Here is a 22,473-nt window from a genome sequence, read left to right as displayed (position 1 = left end):
TGCCAGCTCGCCTTAAGTCGGCTTGGCCGATTCGAGTCAATTCGTGTTCGGATGGTGGCGGTTAAGATCCGGGACCTACTTCATTGTGCTTGTAGGGTCGATAGTGGTCGAAGCTGTGGGCTGGTTGAGTCGAGCCTGCAGCGTCCCGTGCTCTAGCTCGTCTTCCCACCAGGATACGAACACGGCCGCGATACCATTGCCGATGATGTTGGTCAGGGCGCGAACCTCGCTCATGAATTTGTCGATCGAAAACACGATTGCCATGCCCGGCACCAGCGCTGGGTTTACCACCGACAATGTCGCAGCGAGGGTGATGAAGCCCGCGCCGGTGACGCCGCTTGCTCCCTTCGACGTTAGCATTGCCACGAGCAAGATCGTGAGCTGCTGGTTAAAGGAGAGATCGACCCCGAGTGCCTGGGCAATGAACAATGTTGCAAGTGTCATATAGATGTTAGTGCCGTCGAGGTTGAAGGAATAGCCAGTTGGCACCACCAGTCCGACGACCGTCTTGGAGCAGCCCAGCCGCTCGAGCTTCTCCATCAATTGCGGCAGCGCGCTTTCGGAGGACGACGTACCGAGCACGATCAGAATCTCGTCTTTGATATAGACAAGGAACTTGAAAATTGAAAAGCCGACGAGGCGCGCGATCAGGCCGAGTACCACCACAACAAACAGCGCGGCTGTTGCGTAAAACAGCGCGATCAGACCGATCAAATTACCGAGCGCTGCCGGCCCGAACTTGCCGACCGTGAAAGCCATGGCGCCGAAGGCGCCGACGGGGGCCGCTTTCATTACAATAGCGATCACGCCGAACACGGCTTGCGCGACGTCGTCAATCATGCCGCGCAGCCGCTCCCCACGCTTTCCCAGCGCCATCAGAGAAAAGCCGAAAAGGATCGCGAACAGGAGAACCTGCAGAACATCCCCGCGAGCGAAGGCGCCGACCACGCTATCGGGAATGATGTTGAGAAAAAAGTCGACGGTCTTCGAAGCTTCCGCTTGCTTGACGTAATTGGCGACCGCCGCAGCATCCGGCTTGACCGTAAGGCCATGGCCGATTTGGACGAGATTGCCCATAACAAGGCCCAACAGCAAGGCAAAGCTGGACACGATCTCGAAATAGAACAGCGCCTTGACGCCGACGCACCCGACTTTCTTCGCATCCTGGATATGCGCAATACCAGATGTGACGGTACAGAAAATAATCGGCGCGATCACCATCTTGATAAGCTTGATGAACCCGTCACCGAGAGCCTTAATCCAGTCGTTGGTGGCTAGAGATGGCCAGAGGCAGCCGACCACGGCGCCAATAAAGATCGCGATCAGCACTTGAACGTAGAGGATCTTATACCAAACTTGCGACGCGCGTGCGGGCGCCGCAGTTGCCATGGTGGTCATGACGCTTCCTTCCCGAATATACTCGAATGCGAGCCGCCGCGCCCTTCAGAGGCGGCAGCGTCATACGAGACTCATCATTTTAGCCGTGTCCGATTGAAGACGGTTCCGGGAGCCGGCGCGTCCTTCCAAAGGCAGGCGCTTAGTTACGTTGTCCATTCTCCTTAAGCAAGATATGCACCAGATGCCTAAACTGCGGCCGATTGATCAGTCGTGGACAAGTCGTCTGCCCGGGCGCATCGGCTGAGTCGAGCGCGGACCGCATGCGCAAGATCGGACAAAATAATTGCAGCGTAGCGCCGCCTTGGCGGAGTTACGTCTCGCCTGGGAGCGTTAGCGTGATCGATATGCACACACTGCTGAGATCGATGCAACAACACGCGGCATCGGTAAAATCGATAGTTTGGATCGAACGCATTTGTCGGATGGAAGCGCGGCTTGGGAATAGATTGTTCTGAAAAGCCTTTGATGGATGAACTGCGTTGTGGCTAGCGACAAAGCTCGCTGTGCACGGGGGCGTTTGTCTCCAGGCCTTTGCTTACGATCCGCATTGGCTATGTCGACCACGAGGCGGCCTTCGCTGGCGGCTCCTCGGGCCTTTGCGACCTCGCAGAGGCAGCGTTACAACGAGTTCTCGGCTAACCGTTCGTGTTGCGGCCAAACGGCGAGCTTGCTTCCGCCCGCTACACTACCGCCGCGGCGAGCCGTCGACCAACCACATAGGATCCTCTTCGGCCGGCAAAGTCGAACGCTTCGTTGCGGGGCCGTCGCTGTTTGCTCGGGAACAATGATGCCGAAAACCTGACAGAGTGTTAGGTCCACTCCAAAGTGACGTCGCCTTCCACTCGACTGTCTCTCGCATTGAGCATGGAGCTGCCACTGTTCGCACCCGGCACAGGAATTGCTGACGACAAATGAGAAGTTGCCCGGTCATATGGACCGAAGCGGACCTGCCACAGGAGTTGTCGATGAGGCTTGCGATGCTGCTCTTGCTCGCACAAAGGAAGCGCGTGAATTTGGCGGCCGCCGCGAGCCGCCGCGCGACCAATTGGCCATTCGCGCCACCTCCCCGTGTGAGCCGCACGTGCAGGCTATCACTGTCAGGATACGTCGGCCCACACTCTCTGGCGGGCTGACGCAGATGGAAGTGGTTTGGGCAGAGATTTCGCAATCCCTTGCGCTCACGATTGAGCTCGCCAGTGTGACGACCGTGATCCTTCTCTTGATTAGTGTGCCCCTCGCTTGGTGGCTAGCGCGCTCAAAGACCTTTGCGAGCGAGGCGGTGGCCACGATGATCGTCCTGCCGCTGGTGCTGCCGCCAACGGCTCTCGGCTTTTGCGTCCTCGTTTTGCTCGGCCCCCACGGACCGGGTGGCGTTCTCGCCTCTTTCTGGGGCGAGCGTACGCTAGCCTTTACCTTCGCCGGAATCGTCGTCGGATCGGTCCTCTCGGCGCTGCCGTTGGTCGTGCAGCCGATCCGTAGCGCCTTTGTTGCGATAGGCGATCTCCCCTTGGAAACGAACGGGCGCGTTCCGCCGTTCTACGCCTTCATTGCCGTCACCGCGCCACTGGCGCGACTGGAATTCATTAAAGCCGCCGTGGTTGGCTTTTCTCATACGATCGGCACATTCGGCGTCGTGATGATGATCGGCGGCAATATTCCTGGACGCACCAAGGTGTTGTCGGCCTACGTCGTAGACTTCGTCCAGGCGTCGCGCTGGCGTGAGGCAGGTGTGGTCGCCGGTGGTATGGTGATGTTCGCCTTGGCGACAATCTTCACTTTGGCGCTCATCGACAGACACTGTGCCAGGAGGGGCACCCAATCGTCTTAGCGCTGCGGCCTGACATTCCGATAATGCCGGGCAGCAGTCTAGCAAACTGGGCCCAGTCATCCTTCCGAGGGTACAATGAAAAAGCTTGCTATCGCCACGGCAGCTGCTGGATTCGCTCTCAATTCGGTGCACTCCGCGCCTCTGCCCGAAGCAGCGGCCGATGAGGTAGGCGTTTCTCAGCAGCGCATTGCCAAGCTAGACGACTTCTTCGCTCGTGAGATCGCAAGTAAACGCGTGCCAGGCGCGGTGGTTGCAATCGCAAGAGACGGAAAGTTGATTCACTACAAAGCGTACGGCCAACTCGACCCCGCAAAAGGAAGGCCGATGCGACTCGATGCGATCTTCGCGCTTGCTTCTATGACCAAACCGATGGTGGCCGTTGCGGGGCTCATCCTCATGGAGCAAGGTCGCCTACCTCTACAAGCCAAGCTTACTGATTACTACCCGGAATTCGCAAACATGAAGGTGGCAGTGCCACAGCATGACGGCTCATTAGAATTCCGAACACAGAGTTCTGCGATCTACATCCACGATCTTTATCGCCACACATCCGGACTCACCTACGGTGCGCCCGGCAGCTCAGACCAAGTGGTGCGTCTCTATCCCGGTTTCGCCGATCCGCCCCTAAGAGGCGATAAGCAGGCTTTCATTGAAGCGATTACCAAGCTGCCGCTAGCGCACCAACCGGGGACTGAATTCGAATACGGCTTCTCGACCGATGTGCTGGGAGCTGTCATTGAACAGGTCAGCGAACACCGATTGGGCGACTATCTCACCCGGAACCTATGGAAGCCCATCAAAATGCAAGATGCCACTTTCCATTTGTCGGAATGGCAACGCGACCGCCTCGCGCGCCCATTTTCGGAGGACCCCCTGACGGGAAAGCCGCAAGACATCGGACTCCTCGAAAGCCAGACGAAGTTTGACTGCGGCGGAGCCTGCGCATTTGCGACAGTGGGTGACTACGTGCGCTTTGGACAAATGCTGCTCAATGGCGGGGAGCTGGACGGGCAGCGAATTCTTGGTCCGAGGACGGTGGGCCACATGATCTCCAACCACCTTGGGCCAGAGATCAAGAATAAAGTCGCCAATGTCGAGCCGCATCGTGCCGGCTTCGGCTTCGGGCTTGGAGTGGCTGTACGGCTAACCGGAGGGCTCTCGGCGGTTCCGGGCAATCCAGGAGAGTTCACCTGGACCGGCGCCTACGGCACACAATTCTTCTGCGACCCAAAAGAGCGTCTGGTCGTGGTGGTCGGAACGGCAGCGCCCGGGGAAATCCGGACGTACTACCGCGAACAAGTCCAATATATCGTCTATGCTGCCATAATCCGATGACTCTCCGCCAAAAGGCTCGATGATCCGTTTTGGGTAGTAGGTAGGCAGTGTTGCTAGTACCCATGGATTTCGACTGAGTCTTGCCGTTGCCATCTATCCGTGTCGGATGGATCGTACCGATGCGTCAAGACGCGATCGCCTTCCGAAGAAGCCCCTGCAAGCCGGTGAGTGTCGCGATGCGCCCAGACGTCGCGCCTTGCCAACGATGGGCTTGCGTGATGAAGGCTCTTTGATGATAACTTTAAACGTCCGGTCTCTTGCCCACAGCGCCGTAGCGATCACGTGCGACCTGCCGCTATTACCAAAGTCAGATCGAGTCGATCCAGACTGTAAAGCAACGTCAGCGGGGCGCATCGCAGCTCGGTCCATTGCCGCCTCTCTTCCTCGCTCGACGGCCGCTTTTGGACGGGCTGCCTGTGCAGTCGCGAGCATCAGAGCTTGAACGCCTCGTTGGTCAGCAATCGGCAAGCCTGATTGGGGGAAGGCAGTGCAGTGCCCGTCAACTGCACCAATTCTATTCGACAATCGGACTGATGAGCGTAGCGATTGTAGGATAGTCTGCGTGCAGAGGTGAGCCATCGTACTGATTTGTTGATGTGCTCACATCTTCGAAACTGAACACCATTAGCATGACAGATCCATGGCAAAGCTACTGGTGGGTGGCTGGGTTCACAATTTCGAAAATCTCAGCGATCGATTGATGTCCTAAGTCTTTCGCTTCGCTGGCCTGGTTCTTGCTGAACCATCAGCAATTCGTAACGGCCACGGCTACTCACTTGGAAGGTTTCATGGATGATGCAACGGAAACGTTCTACAGCGTGATCAGACGTCAGGGTATCACGCGTCGTAGTTTCCATAAATTCTGTAGTGTGACGGCCGCGAGCTTGGGGCTTGGTTCGCTCACCCCAAGCAGTATTGCCCACGCCCTGGAAACCAAACCGCGTGTGCCCGTCATCTGGTTGCACGGGCTCGAGTGTACCTGTTGCTCGGAAAGCTTTATCCGCTCGGCCCATCCCTTGATTAAAGACGCGCTGCTGTCGATGATTTCGCTCGACTACGACGATACGCTCATGGCGGCGGCTGGACATCAGGCTGAGGCCATCCTGGAAGAAACCCGTGCCAAGTACAAAGGCCGGTATGTGCTCGCAGTGGAAGGCAATCCGCCGTTGAAGGAAGGGGGCATGTTCTGCATTGATGGCGGCAAACCGTTCGTTGAAAAGCTCAGGTGGATGGCGGAAGGGGCCATGGCGATCATCGCTTGGGGCACGTGTGCGTCCTGGGGATGCGTGCAAGCGGCCAAGCCCAATCCGACTGGCGCGGCGGCGATCGATAAGGTGATCACCGACAAGCCCATCATCAAGGTGCCCGGGTGTCCTCCTATCGCAGAGATCATGAGTGGTCTCGTGACGTTCATAGTCACGTTCGGAAAACTTCCGGAGCTCGATCGCCTAGGACGTCCAAGTATGTTTTACTCCGAGCGCATTCACGACAAGTGCTATCGGCGTTCCCATTTCGACGCTGGCCAATTCGTCGAAGAGTGGGACGATACGTACGCCCGCAAGGGCTATTGCTTGTACAAGATGGGTTGCAAGGGGCCAACCACCTACAATGCCTGTTCGGCCGTTCGGTGGAACGGCGGCGTCTCATTTCCCGTTCAATCCGGTCACGGCTGCCTCGGTTGTTCCGAGGACAGCTTCTGGGACAAAGGTTCATTTTACGACCGACTCACAACCATTAAGCAGTTCGGAATCGAGGAGAACGCCGACAAGATCGGCATGGCCGCTGCCGGGGTGGTCGGGCTAACGGTCGCTGCTCATGCGGCGGTCACCGCCGTGAAGCGGTTGACCCACAAGCCGGATCGCGCGGCCGATAAAGGCGACCCGAGTTGAGGAGACACGAAGGTGGCCGTCCAGACGCCGAATGGGTTCAGTCTCGATCGTTCCGGTAGGCGAATCGTCATCGATCCGCTGACGCGGATCGAAGGCCACCTCCGCGTCGAAGCCAATCTCGATTCCGACAATGTAATTCGCAATGCGGTCTCAAGCGGGACGATGTGGCGTGGCATCGAAGTCATCCTGCGCGGGCGCGATCCGCGCGACGCCTGGGCGTTCACCGAGCGGATTTGCGGGGTCTGCACCGGCACCCATGCGCTCGCCTCCGTGCGCGCGGTTGAAAATGCACTGGGAATTGCGATTCCGGAGAATGCCAATTCGATCCGTAATATCATGCAGTTGTGCCTACTCGTGCATGATCACCTCGTACATTTCTATCACTTGCATGCGCTGGATTGGGTCGACGTGGTTTCCGCGCTCAAGGCCGATCCCAAGTCAACCTCGGCGCTCGCGCAGTCTATCTCGCCCTGGCCGCTGTCATCCCCCGGCTATTTTAAAGATTTGCAGATCCGGCTCAGCAAATTCATCGGGTCAGGGCAACTCGGTCCGTTCAAGAATGGCTATTGGGGGCATCCGGCCTACAAGCTACCACCGGAAGCAAACCTGATGGCGGTAGCTCATTATATGGAGGCGCTGGACTTCCAGAAGGAGATCGTCAAGATCCAAGCTATCTATGGTGGCAAGAACCCGCATCCGAACTGGCTGGTCGGCGGCGTCTCCTGCGCGATCAACATCGACGGAATCGGTGCGGTGGGCGCGATCAATATGGAGCGACTGAATATCGTATCTTCGATCATCGACCGCTCAATCGAGTTTGTCGAGCAGGTCTATCTGCCCGACATTGCTGCAATCTGCTCGTTCTATAAGGACTGGCTCCACGGCGGTGGCCTGTCGAGCAAAAGCGTGATGTCCTATGGCGACATCCCCGAAAACGCCAATGATTGTTCTGAGAAAAGTCTCAAGCTGCCGCGCGGGATCATTCTTAATGGCAATCTCAATGAGATACTGCCGATCGACCATGGTGATCCCGAGCAGATCCAGGAATTCATCGCGCATTCATGGTATAAATACCCCAGTGATAGCGGTGGGCTCCATCCCTGGGACGGCATCACTGAGCCGAGTTTTAAACTTGGGCCAGAATTCAAAGGCAGCAAGACAGATATCAAGGAACTCGACGAAGGCGGCAAGTATTCCTGGATCAAAGCGCCGAGGTGGCGTGGCCACGCCGTCGAGGTCGGGCCGTTGTCGCGATACATCATCGGTTATGCGCAAGGCAAAGCCGAGTTCAAGGAGCCCGCCGAGAGACTGCTCAAGGGGCTCAATCTCCCTCTGACTGCGCTGTTCTCGACGCTTGGCCGTACAGCGGCGCGGGCGCTCGAATGCCAGTGGGCGGCGCACCAAATGCGTTATTTTCAGGATAAGCTCGTAGTCCAGCTCAAGGCAGGCAATACGGCAACTGCCGACGTTAGCAAATGGGGCCCGGAAAGCTGGCGTAAGGAGGCCAAGGGCTACGGGTTCACTGAGGCGCCTCGCGGTGCACTCGGCCACTGGATCAAGATCAAGGACGCTAAGATCGATAATTATCAATGTGTCGTTCCGACGACGTGGAATGGATCTCCTCGGGATTCCAAAGGCAATATTGGCGCGTTTGAAGCTTCGCTGATCGGTACCCCGATGGCCGATCCGCAGCGGCCCCTGGAAATCTTGCGCACCATCCATTCCTTTGATCCGTGCTTGGCTTGCTCGACGCACGTGATGAGTCCTGAGGGCCAAGAAATGGCTTCAGTCAAAGTGCGTTAGGTCCATGCTGGATAGGGCTCAGAAGCTCCTCGCCGCCGACGGTGCGGCACCGACTGATCGCAGCATTGGCACTGGCGTCGCCTACGTTTATGCGCCGGTGCGACTGTGGCATTGGGCTAACGCGGCGGCCATTCTGGTACTAAGTTTAACTGGCTACCTTATTGGGATCGGCACACCAGCGATGAAGGAAGAGGCAAGCGACGATTTCCTGTTCGGCTATATCCGCTTTGCCCATTTCGCGGCGGGATATGTGGCCAGCGTTGGCTTTCTTCTGCGCATCTACTGGGCCTTGATGGGAAATGCGCATGCCATGCAGATCTTTTGCGTGCCGCTCTGGCGCCGGTGCTTTTGGCGGGAGGTGTATCAGGAGATTCGTTGGTATGCGTTTCTTACAGGGGGGCCTGAGAGGCGCCTCGGGCACGACCGCCTTGCTCAGCTCGCAATGTTCTTCATGTTTACACAGACGATCAGCTTCATGGTCGTCACAGGCTTTGCACTGTATGGGCAAGGTGCCGGTACTGACAGCTGGCAGTACAAGGTGTTCGGCTGGGTGTTTTCAATCTGGCCGAACAGTCAGGACGTCCACACCCTGCATCATCTCGGCCTGTGGGTCATCGTGATGTTCGCGCTGGTCCACATCTACGCGGTGATCCGGGAAGACATCATCTCGCGCCGCAGCTTCTTTTCCAAAAGATCGGCTGAGCGCGGGTTTGGCGATTGACCGGGAAGCGAATGCTCAATCCGAAAGACAAAAAACGGATCCTCGTGCTCGGCATCGGCAATATCCTGTGGGCCGATGAGGGCTTCGGCGTGCGAGTGGTCGAAGAGTTTCATCGCCGCTACGCCGTCGATAATAATGTCACCGTTCTCGATGGCGGTACCCAGGGACTCTACCTCGTCAGTTTTCTTGAACAGGCCGATTGCCTGGTCGTGTTCGATGCCATCGACTATGGATTGCCGCCCGGGCAGTTGGAGCTTGTACGAGATGACGAAGTGCCGAAGTTTACTGGTGCCAAGAAAGTGAGCCTGCATCAGACCGGTTTTCAGGAGGTCTTGAGCGCGGCCGATTTTCTTGGCCGCCGCCCGCGAGAGCTCGCTCTCATCGGCTGTCAGCCGTTGCACGTGGAGAATTGGGGCGGTCCTCTGACCGCGCCGGTGCGCTTTCAGATTGCGCCTGCAATTGAACTGGCTTGTAAGCTTCTAGCGGAGTGGGGCTCGCCGGTGAAACCGCGGAGCGCGCCGCTGCCTGCATCAGAACGGCTGTTGGCAAACAATATTGACCATGCGAGTTATGAGATGAGGGCGCAGCCCGTCTAGCGACCTGCGACTGACAATGTGCCTTGGCTTGCCAATGACGATTGCCGAGACCGACGGTATCACGGCGCTGTGCAAGTATGGCAATGAACAGCGGCGCGTCTCGGTCATGCTGCTCCCCGATGTCACGGTCGGCGCCAAGGTGCTCGTCCATATCGACAGCGCGGTTCGGGTTTTGGACGACGATGAAGCAAGGCTGATCTCGGAAGCACTTGACGGGCTTGAGGCCAGCCTCAACGGCCAGGACAGCAATCGATTCTTTGCGGACTTGATCGGTCACGAGCCACAATTGCCAGAGCACTTACGGTAGCCGTTCCGCCCACTTGCGCCGAGTGAGGGTTCTCACAAATCGAATTCCAGTCGCACGTAACGTTTGCCTGGAAAATATCAGGCGCCTGCCGTTGGCCCGAGCGTGATCCGAGGCCAGACGATGATTGGCATGCGCCTTGCTAACGGCCTGCTAGCAGAACCGAACATCGTCAGAAAGGCGTTTGATGAAATTGCAGCCGGCGCAGCATGGTTCGGCGCGACGCCCCCCGTCTGACGTGGAGGGCGTCAGCGGCGTCGATGCGCGCATAGCCGCGCACGCTCAAGTGACGGTGACTGTGATGCCGCTGTCCGCGTCAGAGCTCCGGATCATCCAGCTCGCATTCTTCCTTCCTGAAGTTGTCAAAAAGTTTCGGCAAGGCATGCAAGACGCAGTGGTTTCCCGCGGCGTTAGTGGCACACGGGTCGGCGGGCTTGGCCGACGTAGACCGTCGATGCGGACCCTATGCCCTAGGCACGATGAAGTCTGCCTGCTCAGCGAGAGATCGGACCGTTTGCTTGGGATCAACCGCATCTCCGTACCGATCATTCGGGCACACGCCGCCAGCCCTTGCGTCGGCAAGTGCATTGCCGCTCGGTGCAGACAACGGAGCATTGCGTCATGAAACGAGCGACCCCCGTTGTATCCGGCGGCGCTGAGCGGGCGACGAGCGAGCTTGCCACTGGCTCTGCGAGTCTCGATGTATTCCATACCGGTCTCATGAGTGCGCTCGCCGGCCCCGCCTGGCGCGACGCGGACGAGCGTGGAAGTCACTATCCGAACGCCACCTTGCTGTTAGCAAACGCCGCTGCTGCCGTTCGCGGTCAGAGAAGCGGTGCTCGGACACAACTGTACGGACTCGCACATCTCGGCGATGGTGAACGCAAGTTGATTGACGAACTGCTCGGAGAAGGTGAGGTGGTCGGCGTGGCTGCGCTCCCGGATGGCTCTTTGGCGCAAATCCGGGAGTCTGTGCTTGCGGGAATCTGGCGCTTGCGCATCGGCACTGAGCCCGCGCATGAATATGTTGAGGTCGGGTCGATACCGCAGATTGTCCGGCGTGCTGCAACTGACCTGACGTCGGCCGATCTTGTGATCGGCTCGCCGCCGAATGGCGCGATGAACGCTCGACCGGTGCTGGCCGAAATACGCGAGCGGGCGAGGGTGTGGCAATTGGGCATGCACGCCCATGTTATCAATCTGACGTCACTGCCAATGAGCATTATCGACTTGGCGTTCCTACAGCAAAGCTTGGGCAATGGACCGGTCCAACTCATGTTGCACGGCTACGGCACCTGCCGAGTACAAGCGACCAGGATTAGGAATGTCTGGTCCGTGCAGTTCTTTAATTCTACCGACGACATCATCCTTGATACACTGGAGGTCGGCGGCGTGCCGGTTGTTACGTTGGCTGCCGATGAGGATTTACAGGACTCAGCCGAGCGCATGCAGGAAATTATCGGGGCGTACTTCACATGAAGAGCTCTCTCGGGCATTCGGCATCGGCTGGGACCCCGCAGACGGCGCATGCGCGTGGACTATAGCTTGCGCGGGATGATGGCGGAGTGTTGTCCATGAGTCTCGTTGCCCGCAACAAAATCGATGTCCGCGTATTGCTAGCTGCCGACGCAGTCGCCTCGGTCGAGATCCTGCCGCGAGTCCGGCCGCCGCTGGCGCGGATGTTCGTCGGAAAGGAGCCCTCGACAGTGCTCAACGTGCTGCCGCGGCTTTTCGCGTTGTGTGTCGCTGCGCAGCAAACTGCATTCTTGTCCGCGATCGAGACGGCGCGCGACGAGGTGATCACCCGCGCAACAAGGCGGCAGCGTATTGCACTTATCGTTACTGAGCGCATCGCGGAGTTGGCCCGGAGCCTTTTTGTCGGACATCTTACGTTAGATGTCGCCAGTGCGGCGACGATCCGCTCCCTGATGTCGGAGTTGTCAGCGTTTGTCCGCTCCGCACAGCCAGCCTGGAGTTCCGCTCAACGCGAAGCAACCGGCCGGATTGTCGCTGCGCTTGCCGTGCTCGGTCTAGATGAGGGGGAGGCGCTGAGGTCTGGTAGCCCGCTGGCGGTTCGCGTTGCGGCGCTTAATGACGTCGACGTGAAGTCAATTCCGGTGGGGCACTCATTCCTGTCTGTTGCTGACGACCCCAGCATCACGAAACGATTGCTCGGGGATGACTCGACGTTCTGCTATTGTCCCGATGTTGACGGAGATGTGCCCGAGACGGGTCCATGGGCGCGCCAGATAAGCCGGGATCGGGTCCCGCTGGAACCCTTCGGTGCGGCCGAGCGGCTGATGGCCAGATTTAATGAAATCGTCCGGCTATGTGCCTGGCTTAAGGCCGGCGCGCAGATTGCCGCCGCGGAGCATGGGATTATCGAAAGATATAAACTAGGGCCGCGCCGTGCAGCGGCCGCGGTCGAATGCGCCAGGGGCCGTCTCTATCACGCGGTTGAACTCGACGCTCAGGGTAGAATATCCCGCTTCGAATTTCTTGCGCCGACGGAGTGGAATTTCCACCGGCGCGGGCCGCTTGTACGGAACCTGCAAGGCGCGGTGCTGACGGCTCGAAGACGCGGAGATGCAGTCCATGCGGTGATTGCATCCCTCGATCCGTGCGTCGCGTTCACCCTCAACCTTAGCGAAGTTCGCGATGCATGAAATGGCGATTTGTCTTGGCATCATTCAGATCGTCGAGGAGAAGGTACACGAGCGATCCTCTTCGCGGGTGCGGAGCATCTGTCTGGAGATGGGAGCACTGAGTCATGCGGCGCCTGAAGCGATCAGGTTTTGCTTTGCTGCCGCTGCAACGCGGACCGTTGCCGAGGGCGCGGCTCTTAATATCGTCGAACTGCCAGGCGTTGCTTGGTGCATGAGCTGTTCGAAGAGCGTCGAAATTGCTCGGCGCGGTGAGTGCTGCCCTTGCTGCGGCAGCTATCACTTGCAGGTGACCGCGGGCGAACAGATACGGGTGAAGGAGCTGGAGATCGATTGATGTGTACTGTTTGCGGCTGCCACGACGGGACGCCGTCCACAAAACGCGCCGAGGAGAATGATGCGGAGAGCCATGAGCGATCCATTCAGGGCGATCGCGATTGCCATTCTGCGCTTCCGCCGGGCGACCGACGGCCGCCGCCGTCAAATCACGCTGATGATAGCTATAATCGCTGTCCTCGCTCAGCCAATTACCAGGCGGATAACGCGCAGGCGCTTCCGAGCGGCCTCGATCCGCCTGATTTGAGGGGCTGTGGCAGGAGCAGAAAACGGCTCGTTGAGATTGAGCGCGATATCCTGGACAAGAATAATGGACTTGCGGCGAACAATCGCGCGCTCTTCGCAGCCGATGACCTGCTTGTATTTAATCTTTTGTCCAGCCCCGGTGCCGGTAAAACGACGCTGCTCGTCCGCGCGGTGTCCGAGCTCAAGTGCAGCCGGTGGGTCGGGGTCATCGAAGGGGACCAGCAGACCTCGAACGATGCCAGACGGATTCAGGCCGCCGGCGTGCCAGCCGTTCAAATCAATACCGGCAAGAATTGTCATCTCGACGCTGCAATGATTGGCGAGGCTTATCGCCGCCTGCCGCTGCTCTCAGGCGGTATTCTCTTCATTGAAAACGTGGGTAATCTGATCTGTCCCGCCGCCTTTGATCTTGGCGAAGCCTGCAAGATCGTAGTGTTCTCGATTACTGAAGGTGAAGACAAGCCGCTCAAGTATCCCGATGTGTTTGCCGCTTCGTCGCTCATGGTGATTAACAAGATTGATCTAGCGTCGGCGCTCGAATTCGATTTGGGCAAGGCCATCGAATACGCCAGACGGGTCAACCCGAAGATCGACGTGATTGTAGTGTCGGCTCGGACTGGCGAAGGTTTTGCCGCGCTCTACGCCTGGATCGATAGACAGGCGGGCCGTCTGAGACGCGCCTTCCAGGACGCGGGGCGATGAGCGCCGCAGCCACCCGCGACGGAACACGGCTGCGCGTCATCGTGAGTGGGGCAGTGCAAGGGGTCGGCTTTCGTCCTTACGTCTATGGACTTGCCATTCGGTATGGATTGGCGGGCTTTGTCATCAATGGCGCTGAGGGCGTTATCATCGAGGTTGAGGGCCACCGTGCGTTGGAGTTTGTCGCCACGTTGCCGCTCGAGGCGCCTCCATTGGCACGCATAGTCGACATCTGCGTTCGCGAGACTGCCGCGCTCTCGGAGAAGGGCTTTTCGATCGGTACGAGCGAAGCCGGGAAATCGTCGACGCAGATCGTCGCTGATGCCGCGGTCTGCCAGCACTGCCTCAAAGAGCTATTTGATCCAGAAAATCGGCATTATCTTTACCCTTTCATCAGTTGCTGCCATTGCGGCCCACGCTACACCATCGCCGAACGGCTTCCGTACGATCGTCGCAACACTGTGATGAGGGCGTTTAGTTTGTGCGCCGCGTGCGTGGCTGACTATGCCGATCCGGCAAGCCGCAGGTTTCACGCGGAGGCGATCGCATGCCCAGCATGCGGTCCTCGGCTCAGCCATGCGATCAGCGATATTGTCGCGGCAATCGCGCGGGGGCAGATCGTGGCGATAAAGGGGCTGGGCGGATACCAGCTTCTTTGCGATGCGCGTAACCAGGACGCCGTGCAGCGTTTGCGAAGGAGAAAGCACCGCCTTCAGAAGCCGTTCGCGGTTTTGGTCGAGTCCATCGAGCGCGTCAGCGAGATCGCGGAGGCGAACGCGCCCGAGCTAGCGCTGCTAGAATCGGTAGCACGCCCCATTGTCCTCCTGCCATCGCGCCACAATCTGGCGCCCGCCATAGCTCCCGGTTTATCGCTAGTGGGTATCATGCTGCCGGTAGTGCCGCTGCATCACCTCATCTTCCATGCGCTTCGTTCGCGAGGTGTGCGTGCGGGTTGTAGCCCGGTCATGGTGGCCACCAGTGCCAATCTTTGCGGCGAACCGCTGTTGATTGACAACGCGCAGGCGCTGCGGCGGCTCGACGGAATCGCCGATCTTATCGTGACCCATGATCGCGATATCTTGGTGCGTGCTGATGATTCCGTGGTTTCGGTGGTGGCTGGCCGGCCGCAATTCGTTCGTCGTGCTCGTGGCTATGTTCCCGAGCCGATCCGGCTTGCGAGATCTGTCCCGCCCGTGCTCGCCGTCGGCGGCGAACTGAAGTCGACGATCACAATCACCCGGGACAACCAAGCGTTCGTCTCTCAGCATATTGGCGATCTAAATACGGCCGAAGGTATCCGTGCGTTCGAGAAGACGATCCGACATCTCACATCGATCCTCGACGTGGAGCCTGTCGCGTTCGCCCATGATCTGCATCCCGAAATGGCTTCTACCAGGTTTGCGGAAGCAAATGCTCGCGCGCTGGTCGCGGTCCAGCATCACCACGCACACGCTGCCGCGGTAATCACCGAGCATGGCCATACGGGGCCAGCGCTTGCCCTAGTGCTCGATGGCCATGGCTTCGGCGCTGACGGCGGTAACTGGGGTGGCGAACTATTGTTGTGCGAAGGGACGTGGTTCGGACGCATAGGGCACTTAGCGCCCCTGCAGATGCCCGGTGGAGATCGTGCAGCCCGCGAGCCGTGGCGTATGGCGAGCGCAGTATTACATGGGCTCGGCAGGGGTAACGAAATCGGGCAGCGCTTTGCGGCGCAACGGCAAGCGGGGTGTGTGTCGGACTTGCTCGATCAGCCGGGCGGGACCACCACGACCAGTGCGGGACGGTTATTCGACGCGGCAGCGGCGCTGCTGGGGATTGCGCATGTGCAGAGCTATGAGGGCGAAGCAGCGATGAAGCTCGAAGCGCTGGTGCGGCGGGCAACGATTCTCGAACCCGGCTGGACGATCGACGGCGGCGTGCTGTCGCTTCGTCCGCTGTTTTCGCGCTTGATTGCTGATGACATTGACGCCGCAGGTGGAGCGGGGCTGTTTCATGGCACTTTCGCCGCCGCCTGTGTCGACTGGGTCACGCGCGCTGCGCGAACAACCGGCGTCAATACCGTCGTTCTGAGCGGCGGCTGCTTCCTGAACGCGGTGCTGTCGGACGAGATCCCGCGCGGTTGCAGCGCAGCCGGTCTTACACCATTGGTGCCGCGGCGGCTGCCGCCCAGTGATGGCGGTTTGAGCCTTGGCCAGGCCTGGATTGCCGCTCTACAGATTGCTCAACAGTCGTCCGCCACGGGAGTAACTGCCTGATATGTGTCTTTCGGTTCCGGCGAAGATCGCGAAAATTCTACCCAGCGACATGGCTCTCGTGTCTATCGATGGCATCAGCTTGGAGATATCGATTGCTCTCGTCGACGAGCTCGATGTCGGCGATTGCGTCCTCGTCCATGCCGGCTATGCGCTCGCTAAGATCGATCAGGCGGAAGCCAAGCGCACGCTGGAGCTCCTGCAGGAGCTAAGCACCGCCGAGCAGGAATGCCGATCATGAAATATTCTGATGAATTTCGCGACAAGACCATCGCGCAGGGACTTGCGCGTGCGATTGACGCTGAGGTCAGTTCGCAAAGAACCTATCGGTTCATGGAATTTTGTGGCGGACACACTCATGCGATCTCCCGCTACGGCCTCGAGGATCTGCTGCCCGCGAACGTCCGGATGATCCACGGGCCCGGTTGTCCCGTCTGCGTTCTGCCCGCGAGCCGAATCGACATGGCGATCCGGCTCGTCGAGCGACCAGAGGTCACTCTCTGCGTCTACGGCGACTTAATGCGTGCTCCCGGGTCGCAAGGACAGTCTCTGTTGCGAGCCAAAGCGCTGGGCGCTGACATTCGGATGGTTTACTCGACGCTGGACGCTATCCGGCTCGCCGAACAGATACCGGGCCGCGAGGTGGTCTTCTTTGCCATCGGTTTTGAGACCACGACGCCCCCAACGGCGGTCATGATCCGGATTGCCGAGAGCAAGCGGTTGGATGGCCTGAGCGTGTTCTGCAATCACGTGCTTACACCCTCTGCGATGCACAGCATTCTCGAGAACCCGAAGATCCGCAACACCGGTGGCGTCCCAATTGACGGCTTCATCGGGCCTGCGCATGTCAGCACTATTATCGGTACGCAGCCTTACGAGCCGCTGGCAGAACAGTTCGAGAAGCCGATCGTAGTCGCGGGATTTGAACCACTCGACGTGTTGCAAGCTATATTGATGCTGGTGCGGCAGGTGAATCAACACCGCTACGAGGTAGAAAACCAATACCGCCGTGCAGTGACACGCGAAGGCAATCTGCGCGCCAAGGGCGAGGTGTCGCAAGTATTCGAACTGCGTGATCAGTTTGAATGGCGTGGGCTCGGGCTCGTACCCAACAGCGGACTGAAGCTGAAGCGGTCTTACGCAAAATTCGACGCCGAGACGCGTTTCGCGATCCATGACATGCCTGTCGCAGACAATCCGGCGTGCGAGTGCTGCGCGATCCTGCGTGGCGCCAAACGGCCGGCCGATTGCAAGTTGATTGGAAAGATCTGCACGCCGGAAACGCCCATAGGGGCCTGCATGGTATCATCAGAAGGCGCTTGTGCGGCGTATTGGACCTATGGCCGAGTTCGCGGTGAACAGGTGAGGCAAAGGTCATGAGCATGAAAGCCTATCCACGTAAGCTCGACGTAAAGAGCGGGCGCGTTGAACTGTCCCACGGATCCGGGGGGCGTGCCATGGCACAGCTGATCTCCGACCTTTTTCACCAAGCCTTCGGTAATGAATGGCTCGCTCGCTGCAATGACCAGGCGGCGTTTGATGTTTCGGCAGGAAGGATGGTGATGACGACGGACGGCTATGTGGTTACCCCTCTTTTCTTTCCCGGCGGCAATATCGGGTCAATGGCTGTGCACGGCACGATTAATGATGTCGCGATGTCCGGTGCGCGTCCGCTCTATCTGTCAGCCAGCTTTATCATCGAGGAGGGTTTCCATTTTTCGGATCTGAAGACGATCGCGGATTCGATGGGCGCGGCAGCTCGCGGGGGCGGCGTTCACATCATTGCTGGAGACACCAAAGTCGTCGAGCGCGGCAAAGCAGACGGTCTGTTCATCTCTGTGGCCGGGATCGGGTTTGTGGCCGATGGGCTGGATCTGTCCGCCGACAAGGTAAGGGTCGGCGATCGTGTGCTGGTGTCCGGAAGCCTCGGCGACCATGGGGTGGCGATTATGTCAAAACGTCAGAACGTCGCTTTTCAAACCGAAATCGTCTCGGACTCAGCCGCCTTGCATGATCTCGTAGCGGTCATGCTTGCCGCCGGCCCTGGCGGCATCCGCGTGATGCGCGACCCCACGCGCGGCGGGCTCGCTGCGGCTCTCAACGAGATTGCGCATCAATCCGACGTTGGGTTCCATTTGCAGGAATCAACCATTCCGGTGAAGCCTGCGGTTGCGGCTGCCTGCGAACTTCTTGGACTAGAGCCGATCCATGTCGCCAATGAGGGCAAGCTCGTTGCGATCGTCGCGCCTGAATCGGCCGATGCCGTGCTTGCTGCCATGAAGGCGCACCCGCTCGCGTCCGATGCAGCTGACATTGGCGAGGCGGTGGCTGACGATCACAAATTTGTGCAGATGACCACCGGTTTCGGCGGCCGACGCGTCGTCGACTGGCTGTGGGGCGAACAATTGCCTCGGATCTGTTGAAGAGGGGCGTATTCTGCGGCTGACGTCGTTTCAGAAACCTCCACTGATAAAATTCCTTCACGCCTTCGACCTCCACGGCCTCGGCGGTGGCCCGCAAGACGTGGCAGCGAAGGTGCTCGCTTCCGACCACACCCACCCTCCTTCGGTCGAGTGGAAGGATTCGCATGCCCGCCGCAAAGCTAACCGGGTCATTCATGATTTCACCGCCCTGCAAGCGAGGCTATCTGAAACTTCTACGCGGCGTGTGGACGCCCCAATCCCCAAAGCCATCGTCCCGATAAGTTAACCCGCGCCCGCGGGTAGCGCTTGGCTTCCCATGGTTGCGACCCTGTTCCTCGAGAAGGCGCTCGATCCGGCACAACGCTGATCGTGCACGGCCAGAACTTCCACGAGCAGCAACCGAATCCGTCCTAACTGTCGCGGACTCCCATACAGCCAGTCTCAGCAGCAGAAGAGGCGGAGCGGAAGGTCGTCGCCCGCAGAACGAGCGTAACTCTCGAGGGCGAGCCTGTGGCTGCCAACTTGCCGCCACAGGGATGATCCACGACTGCACGGAGGTCCGGCGAGAAGTTCGCCTGTTGGATATCGGCTCCAGCTCCTAATAGCGATACGGGATACGGTTGATGGCGAAGACCAAAGGCATGTCTGAAGCCTGGACGTATACGCGTCGTACGATGCTGTTGGGCAGTAGCGTCTTGGGTAGCGCGTTGTTCGGGGGCGTTACGGTGCCTACCCCAATCGGCCGCAGCGCAAGGTTGTCATGGTGTTGAAGGCCGCCGACTCTCCCTTCGTCGTGGGGTGCACACAAGACGGCATTACCTCGTTGCGTTATCGTAACGATGCGTATGACACGGATTATGTCCTGCCTGGAGCCGTGCTGGGGGCGGCTCACGCTAGAGTTCGGCGTGCCGGATCCGAGTGGCATACGCTTCGAACCGGCGCTGATGCAACGAGGCCGATGCATAGCGCGGCCCTTGAACTAGCAGCCCGCGATGCTGGCGTCCTTCTCACGACCCGCCTCGCAGTCGATGAGGCTGGATTGACGTGGGAGATCATGCTGCGGAACGATGGCATGGCGAGCGTGGAGGTTGGCGACCTATATTTACCCATGCCGATGAACACCGAATTTCCGGCAGGACAACCGGTATCGGTGGCTGTTTTGAAGCACAGCTTCATCTCGGGGCATGGATCGCACATCTTCTGGATTCGCGGCAACAGCATCGGTCCCTTCCTCATGCTCTTACCGGAAGCGGACACGTCACTGGAATATTGGAATGTCCATAAGGATTCGGCCGAAGCCAGTGGTAAGTGGTGCGCCTACATCTTAGCCGGGGCGGCCGCCGGCGAGGCAGGGGCGGGCGGGACTCGCTGGCGCCAGCCGACCCATTCCCTGTTCCTGTCGCCGACCGAGCAACGGCGTTACCGTCTCCGCTTCCAGTGGGTTGCCGATTACGAGGCGGCGCGCAGGGCTATCGCAGACGCCGGTCTGGTGGACGTGGAAGTAACGCCGGGCATGACGGTTCCCAACGACCTGCATGTCGACATCGCGCTCGCGTCCTCCATTCCGGTGGAGCGAATCGAAGCGGAATTTACCGACGATACGATGGTGCAACGGTTGCCGGATCGGGCTGGCAGGCGACTGTGGCGGATTCGCTTTTCGCGATTGGGAGAGAACCGGCTGACCCTGCACCAGCCGGGTGCGCGCCAGACCTTTCTTGAATTCTTCGCTACCGAGCCCGTCGAGACGATGATGAAGAAGCGCGCAACCTTCATCGTGAAGCGGCAGCATCGTGACCCGTCCAAATGGTACGACGGTTTGTTTGGCGAGTGGAATATGGAGACGCAGGTCCTGCTTGGCCCGGACAATTACGACCGGATCAAGGGCTGGCGCATCTACGAGGTGACGTGCGACGATCCCGGGCTGAGCAAGCCCGCCTATCTCGCGACCAAGAATGCCGAGCATCCTGATGTGGCGGAAGTGGCGGCGCTAGATCGGTATATAGATACGTTCGTCTGGGGCGGGCTGCAACGTACTACACAGGAGGCATACGCCTACAGCCTCTATGGCATACCCGATTGGAAGCAGAACAGGGAGAGCAGCGATCCCGGCCCAAAGGGCCGCCTGCATATCTGGCGGCCTTATGACTATCCGCACATCTTCGCAATGTATTTGGCCATGCACCGCATCGCGCGTGACCATCCCGCGATACCCACCCGCCAGAGCGCACGAGATTATTTGATACGCGCCTACGGTACGGCGCTGGCCATGTTCACGGTGCCGATGCGCGTGGTGATGTGGTCTGCCTACCGCACCGGCATCTGCAACGAATGTGTGATCCCCGAACTGGTTTCGGCGCTCACGACGGCGGGCTTGACGCGCGAGGCGGCGACGTTGGAGGCGCACTGGGCACGTAAGGTGCGCGCCGTCGTCGATCCGAAGGCGGACCTGTTCAAGTCTGAATATCCGTTCGATTCCACAGCCTTCGAATCAACGCAGGCACTGGCGCGCTCGGCCCTTGACGACCCTGTCGCCATGGGGGTTTCGAAGGCGGCAGCGCGTGCCTTCGCGGAGAGTCAGATCGCTGCAAATCTGTTCTGCCGTGGCTGGCTGGAACCTGCTTATTACTACCTGGGCAGCGATTATCGCCGCACTGCGGGCGACGCCTATACGCTAACTTACATGGCGCAGATGGGTGGCTGGGCGCTGCTTGATCATGCGCTGAATGATGCAGACGACCCGCATCCGCTGCTTCGTCTCGGCTATGCGTCACAACTCAGCGCGTGGGCTTTGCTGAACAGCGGCCCGGCGTCGGCCGGTCATGGCTACTGGTATCCGGGCGAAGAGAATGACGGCGCGGCCGGTGGCGGCTTCGAGCCGGCGCCGAGCGGGACCACATGGCTCGGTCAGCCGCATCACCGTGGAGCGTGGTATTACTCGTGCGAGATCGACCTGGGATTTTGTGGGGCGGTCCGCGCTGCCGCGACGATCGTTGCCGATGATCCCATCTTTGGGCAGGTTTGTCACGGTGGCATCATGAAGACGCTCGCTCACACCCTGCGTATTTGGCCACATGATGGCGTGCGTCGACGGCTCAACGTGCGGCTCCAGTCCTTCCGATTGGACTTGGTGCTGCTCGACGCCCGATTCCGAGCGGATCGACCGATCATTCTGAATTTGGGGGAGGGGTGGATCAGCCTTACGCCTGAGCCCTTTACCCCGTCTGCATCGAGAGTGACGTTCGAATTGCGGTACGATGACGGAAGAAAGCGCAAGGAAGTCGTCAACATCACGGACAGCCAGATCGTCATCCGCTTGCCTGCGGCGCGCTTACCGCGGGTTCAGGTCCGCTAGTGATGCCGATTATCCGGTGCGATCGGCACTTATGGCCTCCCGTTCCAAGAGGCTCCCGAGGCGATGACGATCATCCCCGCAAATTCCGAGCATCTCGGCGCACGTATCCGCATCACCGCGGTGCTGCATTCCTCGGGTACGGCGATGAACCACCATCCGCACATCCACATGATCGTACCGGAGGGCATCGACGACAAATCCAATATCCGTTGACATATGGGAAAGAGTGAATGCCGTGGCCGCCCTCTCCTGAGAATAGCCTCTAGAGTCAATCCGCACTGGAATCGCACCCCCACCGGCGTCCAAAAGGGGCTCTGATTCATCTTTGGAACGGCCCGGCTGCAAGATCTTTCTCTGGTTGAACAAGGGACGACGGTGCGGTCATATGTTCGCCCTGTAAACGGGGCGCTTGGCCGCTGGCCACGACGATATCCGCGGAAGCAATCGCCCAATCAATTTCTCGCGCTCGAAGCGCAGTGAGTCAGGCGGTCTGATCGCTACAAACGCGCATGCGTGAGTGCGAGTAATATGCCGATTCGCTACTTCCCTCGTTTCTTTGCCCCGAAATGCAGCCCATCACGCCGGAAAAATGCGTTCTTCTCTAGAAGCAGCCGGATTGCTGCTCTGA

At 59.1% G+C, this 22,473-nt stretch carries 18 protein-coding genes and 1 pseudogene; 18 read left to right on the top strand and 1 reads right to left on the bottom strand.

Translation table 11 applies throughout. The features are described 5' to 3' along the window. Positions 1-75: 75 nt before the first annotated feature. On the bottom strand, positions 76-1,398 hold the full coding sequence (dctA, locus tag AC24YW_RS32940; protein WP_487486589.1) for a C4-dicarboxylate transporter DctA: 1,323 nt from the start codon (positions 1,396-1,398) through the stop codon (positions 76-78). 1,138 nt (positions 1,399-2,536) lie between these two features. Between dctA and AC24YW_RS32935 the strand changes: the two genes are divergently transcribed. The 18 genes and pseudogenes from AC24YW_RS32935 to AC24YW_RS32850 all read left to right on the top strand — a co-directional run. Then, the gene (locus AC24YW_RS32935; protein WP_487486588.1) at positions 2,537-3,226 is read left to right on the top strand and encodes a molybdate ABC transporter permease subunit; all 690 of its coding nucleotides are present in this window, start codon (positions 2,537-2,539) and stop codon (positions 3,224-3,226) included. A 75-nt stretch (positions 3,227-3,301) separates the two neighbouring features. Further along, the gene (locus AC24YW_RS32930) at positions 3,302-4,561 is read left to right on the top strand and encodes a serine hydrolase domain-containing protein (RefSeq protein ID WP_487486587.1); all 1,260 of its coding nucleotides are present in this window, start codon (positions 3,302-3,304) and stop codon (positions 4,559-4,561) included. Positions 4,562-5,349: 788 nt separating this feature from the next. Continuing rightward, positions 5,350-6,450: a hydrogenase small subunit gene (locus tag AC24YW_RS32925; protein WP_172787762.1), complete on the top strand. Its 1,101-nt coding sequence runs from the start codon at positions 5,350-5,352 to the stop codon at positions 6,448-6,450. 12 nt (positions 6,451-6,462) lie between these two features. Then, entirely contained in the window at positions 6,463-8,253 is a 1,791-nt protein-coding gene (locus tag AC24YW_RS32920) for a nickel-dependent hydrogenase large subunit (RefSeq protein WP_172787761.1), read from the top strand. 4 nt (positions 8,254-8,257) lie between these two features. Continuing rightward, on the top strand, positions 8,258-8,974 hold the full coding sequence (cybH, locus tag AC24YW_RS32915) for a Ni/Fe-hydrogenase, b-type cytochrome subunit (RefSeq protein WP_487486586.1): 717 nt from the start codon (positions 8,258-8,260) through the stop codon (positions 8,972-8,974). Between the two features lie 11 nt (positions 8,975-8,985). Further along, positions 8,986-9,570 (top strand): HyaD/HybD family hydrogenase maturation endopeptidase, encoded by a 585-nt coding sequence (locus tag AC24YW_RS32910; protein ID WP_487486585.1) that lies wholly within the window; start codon positions 8,986-8,988, stop codon positions 9,568-9,570. Between the two features lie 16 nt (positions 9,571-9,586). After that, the gene (locus AC24YW_RS32905) at positions 9,587-9,877 is read left to right on the top strand and encodes a HypC/HybG/HupF family hydrogenase formation chaperone (protein WP_172787758.1); all 291 of its coding nucleotides are present in this window, start codon (positions 9,587-9,589) and stop codon (positions 9,875-9,877) included. Between the two features lie 618 nt (positions 9,878-10,495). Then, positions 10,496-11,353: a hydrogenase expression/formation protein gene (locus AC24YW_RS32900; RefSeq protein ID WP_487486584.1), complete on the top strand. Its 858-nt coding sequence runs from the start codon at positions 10,496-10,498 to the stop codon at positions 11,351-11,353. A gap of 95 nt (positions 11,354-11,448) precedes the next feature. Continuing rightward, complete coding sequence (locus AC24YW_RS32895) at positions 11,449-12,540, top strand: hypothetical protein (RefSeq protein ID WP_487486583.1); 1,092 nt, start codon at positions 11,449-11,451, stop codon at positions 12,538-12,540. After that, on the top strand, positions 12,533-12,874 hold the full coding sequence (hypA, locus tag AC24YW_RS32890; RefSeq protein WP_271596666.1) for a hydrogenase maturation nickel metallochaperone HypA: 342 nt from the start codon (positions 12,533-12,535) through the stop codon (positions 12,872-12,874). Before AC24YW_RS32895 ends, hypA begins: the two co-directional genes overlap by 8 nt. Further along, positions 12,874-13,821: a hydrogenase nickel incorporation protein HypB gene (hypB, locus tag AC24YW_RS32885; RefSeq protein ID WP_246708935.1), complete on the top strand. Its 948-nt coding sequence runs from the start codon at positions 12,874-12,876 to the stop codon at positions 13,819-13,821. Before hypA ends, hypB begins: the two co-directional genes overlap by 1 nt. Then, positions 13,818-16,073 (top strand): carbamoyltransferase HypF, encoded by a 2,256-nt coding sequence (gene hypF, locus AC24YW_RS32880; RefSeq protein ID WP_487486582.1) that lies wholly within the window; start codon positions 13,818-13,820, stop codon positions 16,071-16,073. The genes hypB and hypF overlap by 4 nt, the downstream gene beginning before the upstream one ends. Before the next feature lie 49 nt (positions 16,074-16,122). Next, on the top strand, positions 16,123-16,311 hold the full coding sequence (locus AC24YW_RS32875) for a HypC/HybG/HupF family hydrogenase formation chaperone (protein ID WP_257187456.1): 189 nt from the start codon (positions 16,123-16,125) through the stop codon (positions 16,309-16,311). Continuing rightward, positions 16,308-17,450 (top strand): hydrogenase formation protein HypD, encoded by a 1,143-nt coding sequence (gene hypD, locus AC24YW_RS32870; protein WP_487486581.1) that lies wholly within the window; start codon positions 16,308-16,310, stop codon positions 17,448-17,450. Before AC24YW_RS32875 ends, hypD begins: the two co-directional genes overlap by 4 nt. After that, entirely contained in the window at positions 17,447-18,493 is a 1,047-nt protein-coding gene (gene hypE, locus AC24YW_RS32865) for a hydrogenase expression/formation protein HypE (RefSeq protein WP_271596662.1), read from the top strand. The genes hypD and hypE overlap by 4 nt, the downstream gene beginning before the upstream one ends. Positions 18,494-18,503: 10 nt before the next feature. After that, complete coding sequence (locus AC24YW_RS32860) at positions 18,504-18,779, top strand: DNA -binding domain-containing protein (protein WP_487486643.1); 276 nt, start codon at positions 18,504-18,506, stop codon at positions 18,777-18,779. Positions 18,780-19,532: 753 nt separating this feature from the next. Continuing rightward, complete coding sequence (locus tag AC24YW_RS32855) at positions 19,533-21,845, top strand: DUF5695 domain-containing protein (RefSeq protein WP_487486580.1); 2,313 nt, start codon at positions 19,533-19,535, stop codon at positions 21,843-21,845. An 84-nt stretch (positions 21,846-21,929) separates the two neighbouring features. After that, positions 21,930-22,031 (top strand): annotated as a pseudogene (locus AC24YW_RS32850) (transposase); the annotation flags it as partial. Between the last annotated feature and the right edge of the window lie 442 nt (positions 22,032-22,473).

Source organism: Bradyrhizobium sp. USDA3516, from assembly GCF_057651995.1.
Note: the sequence above shows the minus strand (reverse complement) of the source record. Positions and strands in the feature narration are given on the sequence as shown.